Origin of the sequence: Geitlerinema sp. PCC 9228 (assembly GCF_001870905.1) — a bacterium.
GTDB lineage: Bacteria > Cyanobacteriota > Cyanobacteriia > Cyanobacteriales > PCC-9228 > PCC-9228.
Map to the genome: position 1 here is coordinate 18684 of NZ_LNDC01000077.1, position 17383 is coordinate 36066.

Genomic DNA, 17383 nt, shown 5'->3' on the forward strand with positions numbered 1-17383 from the left:
CCAGGGAAATCTGGTTTGCTATTTTCTAGTATCTGCTCGGTTTCTTAACGAACTCTGAGAACCCGATAATTTGCCATTGAGCAACCCCTGAAAAACACCATAGAAAATTCATCCAACGAAATCTCCATCCCTATGGTTCCAAGTTCCCGAACCACGCTTGCCGTAGCATTTGCTATAGTATCAAAAGTTAATTGTAAAGAAATATATCGATGTACGTCTCTGCTGGTACTGGGCAACGCATCAAAGCAACGGTCAAAGAAAAAGTATTTCTCGGTCATCAACCCACCCCAGAACTGGTTGCCATCCTGCTGGTGTATTTCGTACAGGGAATTTTGGGGTTGGCGCGGCTGGCGGTGAGCTTCTTTCTCAAAGACCAACTCAATATGAGCCCTGCGGAAGTATCCGCCATGATGGGCATTGTATCTATTCCCTGGATGGTCAAGCCTCTGTTTGGATTTCTTTCTGATGGTTTGCCCATTTTCGGATATCGCCGACGCCCCTATATGATTCTGGCAGGAATTTTGGGTGCCCTTTCCTGGATAGCCATGGCAACCATTGTCACAGTTCCATGGCAAGCCACCGTTGCCGTCGCTCTCAGTTCCCTTTCTATTGCCATCAGCGACGTCATCGCCGATTCTTTGGTGGTAGAGCGCGCGCGTAGCGAAAACCTTGCCGATGCCGGTTCCCTACAATCGTTATGTTGGGGAACTTCTGCCATTGGTGGTATTATTACTGCCTATTTAAGTGGCTTCCTGTTGGAATATTTTTCCGCGAGCAATATTTTCTTCGTTACCGCTACTTTTCCCCTGATTGTTACCGGTGTTGCCTGGTTGATTAGCGAAACGCCAGTAAAGCAGGGAGAAACCCAAAATGTCAAACAGCAGGTGAAGCAGCTACGCCACGCTTTTACCCAACGTTCGATTTTGCTGCCGACGCTATTTCTATTTCTGTGGCAGGCAACTCCCAACTCCGATGCTGCTATGTTTTTCTTTACCACCAATGAGTTGGGCTTTGAACCGGAGTTTTTGGGGAGAGTGCGATTGGTTACTAGCGTTGCTTCTTTGGTGGGGATTTGGTTGTTTCAACGGTTCTTCAAACAGCTCCCGTTTCGCAAGATTTTTGGTTGGTCTACTGTTATTTCGGCGGCGTTGGGGATGACGACGCTACTGTTGGTGACCCATGCCAACCGCGCTATTGGTATCGACGATCGCTGGTTTAGTTTGGGGGATAGCCTCATTTTAACGGTTATGGGGCAAATTGCTTACATGCCTGTTTTGGTTTTGGCGGCGCGTTTGTGCCCTCCCGGTGTAGAAGCGACGTTGTTTGCCTTGTTAATGTCGATTACCAATTTAGCTAGTGTGCTATCCCACGAGTTTGGCGCTGTGTTGATGCACTGGTTGCAGATTACCGAATCCAATTTTGAGAATTTGTGGCTGTTGGTGGTCATTGCCAATGGTTCTACGTTGTTACCGCTGGTGTTTCTCCGCTGGGTTCCCAATGGAGATACCAGTCAAGTTTCTGCGGGGGATTCTTCGGAAGCGATTGATGCTCAAGCTCAGGAGGCTTGATAAAAAGAACAGAACAGCAGCAGCCCAACATTTAACTATAACTTTTCCCACGCTCGGTATGCTCGGTACGCTCAATTTGGACAGTACAAGCGATCGCCGCTACACTACTCAAGATAAGATGAGAGTGCTGTAACTTTTTGTAAGGAGAATCCATGGTTACCCCCGAACAAGTTAAGGAAATGATTTCATCGGAGATTCCCGATGCGCAAATCCAGGTACAAGACCTAACCGGAGGTGGCGACCACTACCAGGTTACCGTGGTTTCTTCGGAGTTTGAGGGCAAAGGCTTGGTCAAACAGCACCAAATGGTTTATAAAGCTTTACAACAAGCCATGTCTACCGAGGCTATCCACGCGCTGGCTCTGAAAACCTATACGCCCGAACGTTGGTCGCAGGTAACGCAAACTGCATAATCCAACGAACAGCGTTAGAGTATATACAAATAGAATCTTTTGGCATTGCTTAGAGCGATCGCTAGCAAGGCCAAAATTTCCCATCAAGGGAAATTCGCTTGACAGCCAACTTGGGCTGCTATTACACAACGTGTAGTTTCCTTAAAAACGGCGGGTAGTAGCATTCAATGGCTCTACAACGCTTTTGATTTTGATTTCGATTTTTTGCACACCTATTGCAATTTTAGTGGAAGGCTTATGACACCTGAAGTGAAAGAACGTATTGAAAACGCCATCAACAGCAACAAAATCATGGTTTTCATGAAGGGCAACAAACTCATGCCCCAATGCGGTTTCTCCAACAACGTGGTTCAAATCCTCAATGCCATGGGTGTTCCCTACGAAACCGTTGATGTTCTGGAAGATTGGGATATCCGTCAAGGCATTAAGGAATATTCTAACTGGCCTACCATCCCCCAAGTATACGTCAACGGGGAATTTTTGGGCGGTTCCGATATCATGATTGAGCTGTACCAAAGCGGCGAACTAGCTCAAACTTTAGAAGTGGCCCTGGCCTCGTAACGACCACCCACAAATCACCTAGAGAAATCCAATAGAAAAAGGAGGAAAAGAAGCGCCCCAGCAGGCAATTGCGCTTTTTTCCTCCTTCGTTTTTATATACCTACTTGGTGGTTGTACGAATTAATAGCCTCTCTCTGGTTCTGGTTGCACTTCGGGGGCATTCCCAGCAACCATATCTAGAAGAAAGCGATTCGCTTGTTCTTCCAAACGATTCACTAAATAGCTGTCGAGGGCATAGGCATTGCGCAAAGCTGCCATGTAGCCGTTGAGATACATGCGCAGTTCATCGTACCGATAGCCTCGGCTTTGGAAATCCGAGAGGGCATCTGTAAGTCGCTGGTAATGGCGAATGGTTTGGGGATCGTCAAGCATAGACCAACCTCTCGATAGCGTACAAAACAACAGACGTTGGAAACGACAAAAATTTCCACCAAACGCCTTGCCCACCTATTCTAGGAAGACCAGGTCAGTTCGGGATGGCGGGCAGCTTTTACTTCGTCCACCCGACCTACCGGTAAATTGTGGGGCGAGTGGTTGACAAATTCCGCATCTTCTGATACTTCTTTAGAAATTTGTTTGAGAGCGGCAGCAAATTGGCTCAAGGTTTCTTTGGTTTCGGTTTCGGTGGGTTCGATCATCAGCGCTTCTGGCACAATGGCAGGCCAGTAAATGGTAGGCGCGTGGAACCCGTAGTCGAGCAAACGCTTGGCTACACCATAGGCGGAACTGCCCATTTTTTTCACAGCCGACCCCGATACCACAAATTCGTGCATGCAGGGACGGTCGAGGTGGGAAGCTGGAAATGCTTCGCGAATGAGGTGTCGCAAATAATTGGCATTGAGAATGGCATCCTGACTGGATTGCCGCAGACCATCAATGCCCAAAGTGGTGATGTAGGTATAAGCACGGACCATCACCCCAAAGTTGCCCCAAAACCCTTTAATGCGACCGATGGATTGGGGATAATCGTGTTTGAGGTGGTAGCGATCGCTTTCTTTAACCACCCGAGGTTTTGGTAAAAACGGAACTAAGTGTTCTTTGGCGGCGACGGGCCCGCAACCCGGACCGCCTCCTCCGTGGGGGGTGGAGAAGGTTTTGTGCAAGTTCATGTGGATCACGTCAAAGCCCATATCCCCAGGACGGGCCAAACCCGCGATCGCATTGAGATTGGCACCATCGTAGTATAGCTGACCGCCCACTTGGTGGACCACATCAGCAATCTCTAAAATATCCTCCTCAAACAGTCCGATGGTATTGGGATTGGTCAGCATCAAAGCGGCGGTGCTTTCATCAACCATCTCCCGCAATTGCTGCAAATCCACCAAACCATTTTCATTGGCAGGAATTTCTTTCACCTTGTACCCAGCCATGGTTGCTGTCGCTGGGTTGGTACCGTGGGCAGAATCGGGAACCAAAACCACGCGCCGCTGCTGGTCTTCGCCGTTGGCAGCATGATAAGCCCGAATCGTGAGAATTCCCGTTAACTCTCCGTGGGCCCCCGCTGCTGGCTGCAGGGTGGTTTCGGTCATGCCGGTTAAATCGCACAAAGCCTCGGAAAGCTCGTGCATCACCTGCAACGCTCCCTGGACGGTTTCTTCCGGTTGGTAGGGGTGCAACTGTGCCATTCCAGGCAGCATTGCCGCCCAATCGTTAACCTTGGGATTGTATTTCATGGTACAAGAGCCCAAAGGATAGAAACCGGTGTCAATGGAAAAATTTTCCTGGGACAGGCGGGTGTAGTGCTTGATGACTTCCCGTTCGCTGACCTGGGGCAAAGCTGGTGGTGTGTCCGCTACCAAATGCTCTGGCAGCCACTGGGTGACCTCGCCGTCGCCATCGGTGGGAACGTACTGGTTGGCAAAATTAGAGGTACTCTTTTCGTAAATGGATGTTTCTGGCATGTAGTCTATTCCACGAGACAGCAGAAAACTCTATATTATTGTAACGGCAAGTTCATAGACTGGGAAACGGGCTGGATGAATGGAAAATCCTGTCGGCCACCAAAATTCCCTATTCAATTGCGCCACAGAGTTCGCTCAAGTACGCCCAACTTTCCTATTGACAGCGTTCCCAGTTTTCATATTTTTTCCACACAATTGGAGAAATCCGAACTGCGCGTAGCACAGGTTACAAAATCTTGACCGAAAGCTTTGCTACGCTTACTTTCAAACGATGCAAGGAATGAAAAACACCCGCTGGTGCTGGATGGTTTGGAAACTGCAAAGAGAGCCATCAATAGGTTGGTAGCGCGGCTCCTCAGCGTCGTTCCAGCGGCGACACCAGGAGGGCATCAAACCGATTGGTTCTCCCGGCAACAGCTAAAATATGCTTATCCAGTACCAGCTAGGTGTTTTTTTGACCGACGCCAGGGAATTTTCTGCATCAAGAAAAAAACTGGCAGTCGATTTTCCAAGCAAGGCTGTAGTTGCGGGGCTGTGGTGCTCTGACAAACTCCAGTTTCCGTTTCTTTCCATGCAGGCAACCTCAAGCGTTCCTAGGAGGCTTACGTGACGGCTATTGGTATTCAAATTGTCGAGGGCAACCCTCACTTGCGATCGCTTTTGGGATGGCACTTGCAGCAACTTGGCTACGTGGTTTATCAATCCAACTCCCTACGCCAAGGCCGGCAAGTCTTCGAGCAGCGCCAGCCTACTCTGGTGATTTTGGACTCGGACCTTCCCGATGGCGATGGGTTGGAATTTTGTAGTTGGTTGCAACAGCAGCAGCGATCGCTGATTTTAATGCTCTCAGCGCGCAATGCGGAAACAGATGTGGTCGCCGGACTGCAAGCGGGTGCCGACGATTACATTAGCAAACCCTTTGGCATGCAAGAGTTTATGGCGCGCGTGGAAGCTCTGTTGCGCCGCTACCGTGTGGTGCGCCCGCCCACTAGTTTGGAGCTGGGAGATTTGCAAATTAACCCCATCCAACGACGGGTTTACTTTCAGCAGCAGCCCATCGATCTCACCCCCCAAGAATTTAGCCTGCTCTACGTGCTGGCCTCAGCCAACGGACTGCCCCTCAGCCGGACGGAATTGTTAAAAAAAGCCTGGCCGGAAGCCATCGACAATCCCCGCACCATCGACACCCACATTCTATCCCTACGCAAAAAAATGGAAACTGACCCCCGCCAACCCCATCTCATCCAAACCGTACGTAACGTCGGCTATCGCTTTAACGTGGAAGCGTTGGAAAACGGACAAACCCATCCCCCTTCCCAACGACCCCCCACCTACACCAACAACCGCAAACGCAAAACCAACAACCGCCAGTCCGCCTCTGCTATCCCCGTTGCCACCTCTAAGGAAGCCTAAGCTCCAGCGGTGGCGCGATCGCTGGCGAAACCGGGTGCCTACAATCAGTAGCAACCATGGTTTGAGTGTTTTTTGAAGAAACTTCAGCAAGCACGGGCCAGCTCAAACCAGATGCCCATTTCACTCCCCCAGGTTCTGCCCAGGGAAATATTAGCGAGTGTCCCACTCCCACTCCGTTCCCACCACCAGACCAAACCCTAAGAAAAACCAAATTTTTCCCCTTTTCCGTTTGCTGCCTCTTGCAGTCGGTGCCAGCCTTTGTCAAAATTCTTTGGAAAGCACGTACTTTTGCCCAATAAAATGCTATTAATGAATAGTAAAGGTTGCTGCTGCAAGCAGACCAGCAATGCGGTTTTCCCTTCGCCAAAAGTAGCTGTGGTGTAAATTTTTGGGCACCCTATCCACAGATACAATTCATTTTGGCGTTCTATTGTACGAATTTGGTTTATGACACTGCTTACCGACACCACACGTCGCCGTCTGCAACAACTTCCCCAATCGCCGAATGTGTGGGAAGGTGACCGTCGCTATATATCCGCCCAGTCCTACGGTTCGTCGCGCGGCGACGCCGTGGGAGGAGACTGCATTCTTTGGGTAGACGGCGCTCAAGGGGTGGTGCGCTCGATGGAAATGGTTGCTCCGGAGGTGGGTCATGAAGCGGTGGTTCGCTCTCTCATCCAGGCAATTGAATCCCCACAAAGTCCAGTGTCGCCTACACGACCGCAAAAAGTAGTGGTCAAAGACCGGGAACTGCATTTTTTCTTGCGCCGGGTGTTGCAAGAACTGGATATTGCCGTTGAGTACGTGCCGAATTTGCCCCTCATCGATGAAATTTTCCGCAGTTTTTCGGAGGCGTTGGAAAATATTCCCCCGAAAGTCTCCCCCGAGTACTTAGAAGCTTTGGAAGAAAAAGCTGGGGAACTGTGGGAACTGGCACCCTGGGAAATTTTAGCCGACCACCAGATTTTAGCCATTGAAATGAACAAATGGGGCGTTGAAACCCTATACGCTTGCATTTTAGGCATGGCTGGGTTGGACTATGGGGTGGTTTTGTACCGTTCTTTAGATTCTATCAAGCAGTTTCGCCGCAAAATCCTCAGCCACAGCGAGCGGGAAATGCCTCAGTTGGAGGAAGCGTTTTTAGAACAGGATTGCTGGTTTTTAACCTACGAAAGCCAGGAAGAAGATGAAGGCACCTCAGAAGACGACGATGGCGACCTCGGAGATCGACCATTTTCGGAAATTCAAGCTACTTTCGGCAATTTACACCCTTTAGAAGGATTGCGTTCTTTTTTATACGAAGAGGAAGCGATCGCAGTTTGGGTAGCATTGGAAGCCTTTTCCCGTTTTTGCCAAGCCCACTACCGGCATTTAAGCGTTGACGAAATGGCGGATCTATCCAGCAAATACCGCCTGCAACTGCCCCAAAAAGAAGCAGACACTTCCGGAAAACCTAAAACGGTTTCGGTGAAAGTATCGACCCTGCCTCAACTGGCAGAAGAGCTGCAAGATATGGCGTTTGAGGCGGCGGCGGAAGAGGAAATGGGGTTGTTTCCGGAGAATGTGCCCATGGTGGCTGACGATCTAATTCCCGAGAAATCCCTGGTCAGTTTGGGGGATGTTCCCCAGGAATGGATCGAGCAGTTGCAAAATACGAAAAAATTTCACAACCAGGAACAAATCGATTGCAGCGGTCAGGATTTACCGGTGGTGTTAATTCAGACCACCCGACCCAAAGCCAAAGAGGCGATCGAACAAATCCAAGCGGCAGGTGGGTTGCGAGGGGTATGTTTTCAAAAAGGAGAAGTTCTCTGGGAACAAGAAGAATATCAGTTGGGGATTTTGCAGACGGAAGATAATCGCTTCCATTTATTTGGAGAATACGCACAAAGCGATCGCAGACACCGACAAGCCAAGCAAAATTGGGACCGCCGCTGCCAAGAAACCAACGGCATTTGCAGCGTAGCTATTGCCATGGGGTTGACTGGGGCTTCCCGGGGGCAGCCACAGCCTAAGGATATCATGGGATTGTTTGTGGTGCGCGCCATTGACCCGGACGATGCGGGTTTGCCTACGTTGCGCCCCCATCCGGTTTTTCGGTTTGAAGGTACTACGTAAACGCGATCGCGCAGCCATCCCCTGGAGCATTCCTGAAAAGATACCTGCATAAGTTGGTTTTTGGGGAGAATTATTTTAGGGTAAAGGTCGAGAGAAAAATTATTTTTGCTTCAGGAATTTCATATGAAAAAATCCATATCGTTTTCTCTATGGTTGGCAACCAGCGCGATCGCTACGGCAGTAGGAACGCCGTTACTATCGCTACCCGCAGTTGCCACTGACAACAACTTTTTGGTAGCTACAGACGCAGCAACCGAAGCACAAAGCAGCTCTACAGAAGAGAAGGAACGGGAAGCAGAGGCGGAGTCGCAGGAAGAATCCCCCCTAAAACCCTTTGCAGAGATTGTGGAAGACAAAGAAGTATTGAAAGGCATCTTTACCCTGTATCGCGATCGGGAAACGGGGCAAACCTACTTAGAAATTCAACCCGAACAACTCAACCAAAACTTCCTGTACGCAGGCACCTTAGCTTCCGGAATCGGCGATTGGGGGATTTACAGGGGCTGGCCCTTAGAAGATACCATATTTCAGTTTCGCCGCCACCGCAAGCAAATTCAACTGGTCGTTCCCAACCATTATTTTCGCGCCCAACCCGGCGACCCACAGCGGCGTTCGGTGGCGCGATCGTTTAGCGATTCCATCATTCAAACCTTACCCATCAAAAGCATCCATCCAGAACGAGATTCTGTCTTAATTGAAATCGACAGCAGTTTGCTAGGTTCTCTTTCCGGTTTGGGTTCCCTTATTGGATTTATGTCTGGCGGAGGTGAAGCTGCCAACACGCCGACAACTCCCAATGCCTATCTAGATACGGTAAAAGCCTTTCCCCTCAATCTAGAACTAGAGTCAGTACATCACCTTGGTGGTGTGGCTAGCCCCTTTTTCTCCTTCGATGCCTTGCCCGACAGCCGCGGTTTTAGCTTGCGAGTACATTCCAGCTTTTCCAAACTGCCGACAAACGGTTACCAACCCCGACTGGCTGATAACCGGGTGGGTTATTTTATTTCTGCCCATCAAAATCTCTCTCATGAGGGGAAAGATCCCTTCGTTCGTTACATCCAACGCTGGCACTTGGAAAAGAAAAATCCCAATGCTGCCATTTCTCCACCCCAGGAACCCATTGTATTTTGGATTGAAAATACGGTTCCTGAAAAATATCGCGATGCCATCCGCCAAGGCGTTTTGATGTGGAACCGAGCATTTGAGCAAGCAGGCTTTCGCAATGCCATTGAAGTAAGGCAAATGCCAGACGATGCTGAGTGGGACCCCGCTGACATCCGCTACAATACCATCCGCTGGTCCAATTCTTTCTATCCCATGGCTTACGGAATTGGTCCTTCCCGGGTGAATCCCATCACCGGACAAATTCTGGATGCTGATGTAATTCTAGATGCCGGTGCGATTCGCAGCTTGAAAAATTACTATAGCAGTTTTTTGGATCGCTCCGGTACGGATGGCGACGCAAGCGGGTTGAACGAAACTGGGTTTTCTTCTTTATTGTGTAGCTTCCGGCGAATGGGTGTGAGCGATCGCCAAATGGAAGCTTTGCAAAACCGGCTGCCAGAAAACATTTCCCCACAGCAAAAACAGTTCTTGCAAATGTTTGCCAACAGTCGCCAACACCAACACGGCGGAAAATCTTGTTTTCATCGGAGCATTGCCCAAGAAGCTGCTTTTGGGGCTTTGTCTTTGAATTATTTGCGAGGGGTTATGCCCAGCAGCGAAGAGATGGAAACTTTTATCCATCAATTCTTGCAGTCGTTGGTGGCTCACGAAGTGGGGCATACGTTGGGTCTACGGCATAACTTCCACGGCAGTACCATGCTCTCTCCGGAAGAGTTAAATAATCAAGAAATTACCCGCGATCGCGGCATGGTGGGGTCGATTATGGATTATTTCCCGCCCAACATTGCTCCGGAAAAAGAACAGCAGGGCGATTATTTCCCCGTGGTGGTCGGTCCTTACGACGAATGGGCCATTGAATACGGCTACAAACCCATTGATGCCATGACCCCTCAAGGGGAACAAGACGAACTGGAAAAAATTGCCGATCGCGCCAACAATGACGAGTTGGCTTATGCCAGCGACCACGATGTCTTCGATCCGGTATATCCATACATGAATATGTGGGATCTGAGCAGCGATCCCCTAGCCTACGCGCGTACGCAAATGAAGAACGTGCAAAAAATTTGGGAACGCTGGCAAAAAGGTGGCTCTGGTGGTTCTGGAGACAGTTACAGCAAGCTGCGCGATCGCTTTCAAACCAGTTTACGCCAGTATTTCCGCCAAGCATACACCCTAACCCGCTACATCGGCGGACAAACATTTCACCGCTACCATCCCGACAACCAGCAACAGTTGCCTTTTGCTACCATTCCTGCGGCCAAACAAGAGCAAGCGTTGGATAACTTGTTGGAAACAGTCTTTGCTGCCGATAACTTCCAGTTCTCCCCAGACTTGTTAAACAAGTTAGCTCCGGCTCGCTGGTCTCACTGGGGTAGCCGACCCAATATGCGGCGGTTGGATTATCCACTTTACGACCAAGTATTGTTTTACCAATCCTTGATTTTAGGCGATTTACTATCTGCCGAACGCCTGGAACGCATGCGGGATGTTGAAATGAAAAGCGGCGACAAGGATGTTTTGACCATGGCGGAATTGTTTGCTAGCTTGCAAGCCGATATTTGGTCGGAACTGGAAAATCAAGAGTCGGATGCTTTGGAAATTTCTACCTTGCGCCAGGGATTGCAACGCCAATATTTGCAAATGCTGACCAATCTCGTTTCCCAGGATGCCACACTTGGGAGTTTGACTTCCTTGCGAGACTTTATGGCTTCTTTGTTTACTCTGGGAGCGCCAGAACAAGCTAACGTTCTGGCTAGGCATCACTTGAAGCAATTACAAAAGAACATTGACCGAGCTTTGCGCAAACGAGATGATGAGATGAATTTGGCGACCAAGGCGCATTTGCAAGATACCCGCGATCGCATTGAGGAGGTGTTGAACCCGAATTCGCGATCGCGGTAAAAGCCAGATTAGCTGGGAACTTCCATCCCCCGTTGTACGGCAGGTCGTTGTTGGATGGTTTCTAGCCAGCGTTTGAGGTTGGGGTATTCTTCCATGGATACGCCCAACCGTTCGCAAATGGCAATCCAGGGATAGGTACTCATATCAGCAATGGAATACTCACCGCAAATATAATCGCGATCGCTGAGTTGTTTGTCTAAAACCCCGCACAGGCGCGATGCTTCTTTTTCGTAGCGTTCGATGGCGTAGGGAATATTTTCCTGGGCAAAACGCTTAAAATGGGCAAGTTGCCCAAACATTGGACCCACACCACCCATTTGGAACATGAGCCATTCAATGACTTGGTAGCGGGATTTGGTATCTGCCGGCAGAAATTTCCCCGTTTTTTCCGCCAAATACATCAAAATGGCACCGGATTCAAATATGGTTAGGTCAGCGTCTTGGTCTACAATCGCCGGAATTTTGCCGTTGGGATTGATAGCTAAATATTCTGGTTTTTTCTGTTCTCCTTGGGTGAGATCGACTTTGTGGACATTGTAGGATAATCCCACTTCCTCCAGCATAATGGAGGCTTTGCGACCGTTGGGAGTTGAGAACGTGTACAGCTCAATCATAACTATTTAACCATTCAGTTGAAAAACGCCTACTTTCTATTCAAACAGCCCATGGGGAAAAATAGCAATCCCAACGAGCCATCTACAGGTTATGCTAGAAGGTAGACAATCAGCCTAGTTTGGAGGAACTGTCGGTGGGAACTTGGCGCGATCGCATGAACCAATGGCAAGGACGTACTCGTTTCGTCGTCTGTCGCATTTTCATCCATTTAGCGGGGGCAGAAGTAGCCCCCATACTAGGAGTTCTCAACCGTGCCGCCCAAGAAGCCGTAGACGCGGAAGGAGATATAGAAGTTTTGGGGAAAGGATTGACAGACATCTGCCAAACCTTAATCCAAAATCAAGTTTACTGGCGCGCCGCTGCCAACGAAGGGGATGTTTTTTGGCGGGAAGAAGAAGCCGGCGACTACGTGGAAGAACTTTTCACCGATTCCGCCCAAAGATATCTGAGTGCCCCCCTATCCGAACCGCCAGATAGCGGAGAACCCCTTTCCCTGCCAGCTACTCATAACCTCGTCGTTATGATAACTGTAGCTGCAACTGGGGAAACCCCCGAACTAGAAACAGATTTAGCCGACTGGGAAGCCTTGCAAGAAGGTCTAAAAACCCTAATTACCCTGCACCACCAAGAAAGACTGCGTGCCATTCAAGTTCATTTCTCCCCAGCACGTTTTGGTGAAGAACTTACCGAAGAACAAGTTCTCAGCAATTTTCCAGAACTAATTCCCTTATAAATCGTTCCATTTCATTGTCCAATTCCAGCATAAAAATTGTTGCTATCCTGGTGAAATATAATCAAAGCCTATGTTAACCACAACCTTTCGTCAAACCATCGCTTTACTCATGGTCGTACTGCTCAGCAGTACAATGAGTGCTTGCGGCGGCAGCCCTTCTCAAAGCGAAATGAAAAGCGGTACCCCCGTTGCCAACCGCAGTAGCGCCCCCACCCAACTGCAAAATGGCGAATATCCAGTCCAACAGGCATCTTACGACGATGCCACCGGCGAATATACCATATTTTTGCTCAACGCTTCTCCCCCCATGGTTCGCACCAGCGACCTAAAAATGGCAGCCTTAACTGAAGAAGAACGCAACCAAGGCAAAAGTTCTTATTTAAAAGTAGAGGGAAACGAAGTTTCCTTGCACTTAACCCCAGACTTTCGCATTGAGTACGTTCACGCCGTAACCGAAACCCGCAACGACCCACAAACCGGGCAGCAAGAAACCGTTGTTGTACGTCGGGAATCTAACTTTTGGGCACCATTTGCCGGAGCTTTAGCCGGTCAAGCCATAGGCAGCATGCTATTTTCCCCCAGCTACTACGTACCACCACCGTACCAACCAGGTTCCGTTATGACCGGATATGGCGGTTCTGGGGATACCTATCGCAGTGCCGTACAAAGCTACCGCCAGCAACATAAAGAACCCCCAGCTGCCGTCAAAAATCGTCAAGCCAACCTGCGAACCACCGGTCGTATTGGCTCCCCGAGCAGCACCACCCGTACCAATCGTTCCACTGGTTCCAGAGGTACAGGTTCCGGCTACGGTGGCAACACCCTGCGACGCTCTGGCGGTTCTTCCCGAGAAAACATCCGCAAACCCAGTTCTCGGCGAGGCTTTGGTAGCAGCGGTTCTTCCCGTCGTTCCGGTGGCAGTCGCCGCCGTCGTTAGGGAGCGTACCGAGCGTACCGAGCGTGGGGGCGTACCGAGCGTGGGAGCATGGGAGCGTGGGGGCGTGGGAGCGTGGGAGCTTGGGAGCTTGGGAGCTTGGGAGATATAATTGGTTGTTTTCTCCGATGCCCCGATGCTCCGATGCCCCGATGCCCCGATGCCCCGATGCTCCGATGCCCCGATGCTCCGATGCTCCGATGCCCCGATGCTCCGATGCCCCGATGCTCCGATGCTCCGATGCTCCGACGCCCCGATACTACCATACGGAAACCCGACCGAACAGCAACATTTTTCCCGGAATCACGTCGGTTAATATAGAAACAAATAGAAAAATGCAGAGCCATGGGATTGGTTCTGAGAAAATTATATTGTTCGTTCTGCACTCACCAAAGTTATCATGTCTCATCCTTTCTCCATTCAATTCTATAAATCCCCAACCCGACGTCGTTGGTTGTTGCCGGTTTTATCGGTAGCCACGGCTAGTAGTTTGGTACTCGGTTCCACTGCTGAAGTACAAGCCTTTTCCTTGGGTGATTTGCTGCGCGGGGGCGTTCAAGTCATTCAAGGGATTCAACTTTCTAATATGTCCCCGGAAAAAGAAGTGGAACTGGGCAAAGATATCAATGAATATCTTATTGAAGAAGAAAATTTGGCTATCTCTGATAACGAGAGGCTAACTCGATACGTGAACAATATCGGGCAAAGACTAGCGAAAAAAAGCGATCGCTCCGATATCCCCTACACCTTCCAAGTAGTCGAAGACGATAGCGTGAACGCCTTTGCCACCATGGGTGGTTATGTCTACGTGCACACTGGCTTAATCCGCGAAGCCGACAACGAAGCCCAATTAGCTAGTGTCATCGCTCACGAAATCGGGCATATCGCCGAAAAACACGCTCTCAAACAAATGAGCAACGCTGCCATTCAACGGGGCATTATCACCGCCTCGGGGATTGACCACAGCACTGCCGTGCAGCTGGGTGCCGAATTTGCCCTACGTCGCCCCAGAAGCCGCGAACACGAATACGAAGCCGACCGTTTGGGTGTGGAAACCCTCGGTCGCGCTGGATATGCCCAGTGGGAAATGATTCAATTCTTTGAAAAACTAACCGGCGGGGCTTCTATCCCCGAATTCCTCAGCACCCATCCCGATACGGAAAAACGCATCGAACGGCTTAAAAGCATGCTCGACCCACAAACAGCGAAAAACGGCTATGGTACCAATCGCAATACCTATCAGTCCCGTTTAAATTCCCTTATGTAATGGTAGGATATAAAATTGGGGTATAGGAACATAGGGAAAACCAACCCTATCTCTTCCCCCTATTCCCCTTCTTCCTATCATTCCATCGCCATGCGCACCGTTTGCACTGCTACCTACTCACCAGATTGGTATCGCCAACAGATACAAACGCATCAATTGCAGCTGGTGGCTGCAACACCGCAAGCTGCCAAAACGGTGAGACTGCCCTACCAACCCTACTATACGTTGGAACGTCTCGCCCAAAAACGTTTGTCTCGCGTCGGAAAAGCGATCGCACCTCCTTTAATCGCCCATCAGGCGCTGTGTTTGGCTATCGAACAAGTATACAATTGCAGCGATATACCGGGAACTGCCCGGGCAATGATGCCCACCGTTAGAGACTTGCTGCGTTCCGGGGGTGACCTTCAACTTGATTCAGGGCAAGCTTTTGAAACCAACGCGGTGGATATGCCTTCCTGTGTGTCTTTGGTTCCCGCCTACCAACAACAGCTACATGCCAATGGTTGGGTAGACCAAGCGGAACAGTTTTGGCAGGCTTGTCAGCAGGAAAATCAAACTTTCCACGTCGGGGCGTTTGGCGAAACGCCCTTATTTATTTACGGATATTTTTATTTAACTCCCGACCAATTGGCGTTTGTCGATGCCATAGCCGGCGATGGTAGCATTTTGGTCTTGCCTAGCGGCGATGCAGATTGGTTTGCCGACAATCGAGATGCCTTGGCGCAGTTACAACAACAAGGTTGGCAAGTTGAAAGCGAACCCGCCACATCTGCTACACCTAACCTAGGCACTCGCTTGCAGGAAAAATTTTTAGGCAACAGTTCCCCACCGGCGGAAGTGCCTTGTTATGCCTATCCCCATCTAGAAGCTGAAGTTCGCGGCATTATGGGCAAAGTTAAAAGCCTGCTGCGTCGGGGGGTTTTGGCACGCGATATTGCGATTGTTGCCCGCAATGATGCTTTTTACGGAGATACCATCCTCGATATTGCTACAGAATACCAAGTTCCCGTGCGGGCGTTGTATGCTGTTCCTCTATCGGAAACTAGATTGGGGGCTTGGATGCAGGATTTGCTGCAAGCTATTGACCAGGATTTTCCCTTCGAACTGACGGCGAGGGTGTTGCGCCATCCCCTCGCCGGGCGTTTGTCGCCGGATGAATGGCAACAAGTGCGTCAATTCCATCCCCAAGGGATTTCCCAATGGCAAAAAGCCGGTGTCGATTTATCTTTGTTGGCAACCAACGAACGGGATACCTATGAAAATTGGGTTTCCCGATTGCAGCAGATTTTAACCGATTGGCAAATTCGACAAAGGGCTGCCCGTTGGGCGCGGGAAATCGTTGCTTTTTATCAATGGAAGGAGGCATTAGCCCTGTTGCAAAAACGTCGGGAAAATATTGTGGTTTCCCGTGCGGAATTTATTGAAGAAGCGATCGCTACTCTTAATTTAACCACAGTTCCCGCCCAACCAGGTCGCGGCGGCGTGGCATTGCACAATCCCATTTCCCTATTTGGTGCCCAATACCAACATATTTTTGTGGTGGGAATGGCTTCGCGCCTGCTTCCTCAACCCATTCAAGACGACCCCATGTTGGATTTTTGCGATCGCAAATGGTTGCGCCAACAAGGAATTCCCATCAACACTGCTCCCCAATATGCCCGCCAGGAAGCTTTTGCCTTTTATAATTTATTGGGAACCGCCACCGAAAGCCTCACGTTTTCCTATCCCAAGCTTATCTCTCAAGAAAACTACGACCCCAGCCCCTATTTAGAATCTTTAGAAATATCACCCAGCGAACCGCCTCCCCTCGCGATCGCAAGTTGGGAAACCGCCCGTCGCATCGCTTTGCAAAACCAGCAGCTTGTTCAAAAACTATCCAAACGCGATCGCATTTTACCCACCATCCAACACGCCTGGGAAGTAGAAAAACAGCGAGAAAGCACCGCCCCTTACAACGAATACGACGGTGCCATCCAAATTTCCATCGACCCCAACCGACGAAAATTCAGCGCCTCCCAACTCACGCAAATCGGTCATTGCCCCTTCCAGTGGTTTGCCAGCCGCCTGTTGAAACTGGAAGAACTAACAGAAGCCGATACCGAGTTAAGCTATTCTTTGAAAGGCAAACTATATCACAAAGTCTTAGAAAAATTTGCCCAACGAGTATTGAGCGAAATTGAAAAGGAAACCCTAGAAACGACCTTAGAAACCGCCTTCGATGAAGCCGAAAAAGACGAAAAAATCGCCGCAGAAATTGCCGCAGTGGAAGGTTGGCAAGCCAGGCGTCAAGAACATTTGAATACATTGCGCCACGCTATTTCCCAAACTGACTTTCTCCCACCGGGTGCCACCATTCAAGATACGGAAAAACGTTTTGAGGGCACCTGGCATGACTTGCAAATTACCGGTTATATCGATCGCATAGATTCTACCAAAGACGGCTTGCGCATTGTCGATTATAAAACCGCATCTAACCCTCCCAAAGGCATCAAAGACCAACAAGGGCAACTAAAAATTGACATTCAATTACCCCTCTACGCCCAGGTAGCTGCCCCAAGTTTGTTTCCCAACCAGCCAGTCGCAGCAACTGTTTACTATTCTTTGACCAAAGGCAAAATTTTCAACAAAACGAAAAAGGCAACAGCGCAAGAGGACATAGCACATTTTGCTGAAAAAGTCAAGTATTATTTGCAAGCTGGATACTATCCCGTCAACCCCGATAGAAAGCAAGAAGCCTGCGAGCAATGTTCGTTTGATTTGGTATGCCGTCGGGGCAATCGTTTGGCGAGGAAAACGGAAGAGACATGAATTGGGGGGGCAACCACGGGGGGTT

At 49.7% G+C, this 17383-nt stretch carries 13 protein-coding genes; 10 read left to right on the forward strand and 3 right to left on the reverse strand.

Annotated elements, in window-relative coordinates; genetic code table 11:
- The first annotated feature begins 209 nt into the window (after positions 1-209).
- The 3 genes from AS151_RS06295 (at position 210) to grxD (ending at position 2542) form a co-directional block, all read left to right on the forward strand.
- Positions 210-1568, forward strand: a complete 1359-nt coding sequence (locus AS151_RS06295) for a folate/biopterin family MFS transporter (protein WP_071516200.1) — start codon at positions 210-212, stop codon at positions 1566-1568.
- Between the two features lie 152 nt (positions 1569-1720).
- Positions 1721-1981 (forward strand): BolA family transcriptional regulator, encoded by a 261-nt coding sequence (locus AS151_RS06300; RefSeq protein ID WP_071516201.1) that lies wholly within the window; start codon positions 1721-1723, stop codon positions 1979-1981.
- A 237-nt stretch (positions 1982-2218) separates the two neighbouring features.
- Positions 2219-2542, forward strand: coding sequence for a Grx4 family monothiol glutaredoxin (grxD, locus tag AS151_RS06305; protein ID WP_071516202.1), 324 nt, complete (start codon positions 2219-2221; stop codon positions 2540-2542).
- A gap of 120 nt (positions 2543-2662) precedes the next feature.
- Here the strand turns inward: grxD and AS151_RS06310 are convergent, their stop codons facing one another.
- Together AS151_RS06310 and gcvPB are read right to left on the reverse strand one after the other, a co-directional pair.
- Positions 2663-2914: a DUF6761 family protein gene (locus AS151_RS06310; protein WP_071516203.1), complete on the reverse strand. Its 252-nt coding sequence runs from the start codon at positions 2912-2914 to the stop codon at positions 2663-2665.
- A gap of 80 nt (positions 2915-2994) precedes the next feature.
- Entirely contained in the window at positions 2995-4443 is a 1449-nt protein-coding gene (gene gcvPB, locus AS151_RS06315; protein ID WP_071516204.1) for an aminomethyl-transferring glycine dehydrogenase subunit GcvPB, read from the reverse strand.
- 606 nt (positions 4444-5049) lie between these two features.
- On the opposite strand from gcvPB, the gene AS151_RS06325 reads away from it, so the two are divergent.
- From AS151_RS06325 to AS151_RS06340, 3 genes are all read left to right on the forward strand, one after another.
- Positions 5050-5856, forward strand: coding sequence for a response regulator transcription factor (locus AS151_RS06325; RefSeq protein ID WP_071516206.1), 807 nt, complete (start codon positions 5050-5052; stop codon positions 5854-5856).
- A 447-nt stretch (positions 5857-6303) separates the two neighbouring features.
- Positions 6304-7974, forward strand: a complete 1671-nt coding sequence (locus AS151_RS06335) for a hypothetical protein (RefSeq protein WP_071516208.1) — start codon at positions 6304-6306, stop codon at positions 7972-7974.
- Positions 7975-8097: 123 nt separating this feature from the next.
- Positions 8098-11001: a zinc-dependent metalloprotease gene (locus tag AS151_RS06340; RefSeq protein WP_071516209.1), complete on the forward strand. Its 2904-nt coding sequence runs from the start codon at positions 8098-8100 to the stop codon at positions 10999-11001.
- A gap of 8 nt (positions 11002-11009) precedes the next feature.
- On the opposite strand, the gene AS151_RS06345 is transcribed toward AS151_RS06340, so the two are convergent.
- The gene (locus tag AS151_RS06345; protein WP_071516210.1) at positions 11010-11615 is read right to left on the reverse strand and encodes a glutathione S-transferase N-terminal domain-containing protein; all 606 of its coding nucleotides are present in this window, start codon (positions 11613-11615) and stop codon (positions 11010-11012) included.
- Between the two features lie 134 nt (positions 11616-11749).
- Here AS151_RS06345 and AS151_RS06350 point away from each other — a divergent pair, with 134 nt between their 5' ends.
- The 4 genes from AS151_RS06350 to AS151_RS06365 all read left to right on the forward strand — a co-directional run bounded on the left by AS151_RS06350 (position 11750) and on the right by AS151_RS06365 (position 17358).
- Positions 11750-12349, forward strand: a complete 600-nt coding sequence (locus tag AS151_RS06350; RefSeq protein WP_071516211.1) for a DUF1517 domain-containing protein — start codon at positions 11750-11752, stop codon at positions 12347-12349.
- Between the two features lie 70 nt (positions 12350-12419).
- A complete protein-coding gene (locus AS151_RS06355) occupies positions 12420-13286 on the forward strand; it encodes a hypothetical protein (RefSeq protein WP_071516212.1) in 867 nt (288 codons plus the stop codon).
- A 397-nt stretch (positions 13287-13683) separates the two neighbouring features.
- Positions 13684-14550 (forward strand): M48 family metallopeptidase, encoded by an 867-nt coding sequence (locus AS151_RS06360; protein WP_071516213.1) that lies wholly within the window; start codon positions 13684-13686, stop codon positions 14548-14550.
- A 90-nt stretch (positions 14551-14640) separates the two neighbouring features.
- Positions 14641-17358, forward strand: a complete 2718-nt coding sequence (locus AS151_RS06365) for a PD-(D/E)XK nuclease family protein (RefSeq protein WP_139240537.1) — start codon at positions 14641-14643, stop codon at positions 17356-17358.
- Positions 17359-17383: the final 25 nt, after the last annotated feature.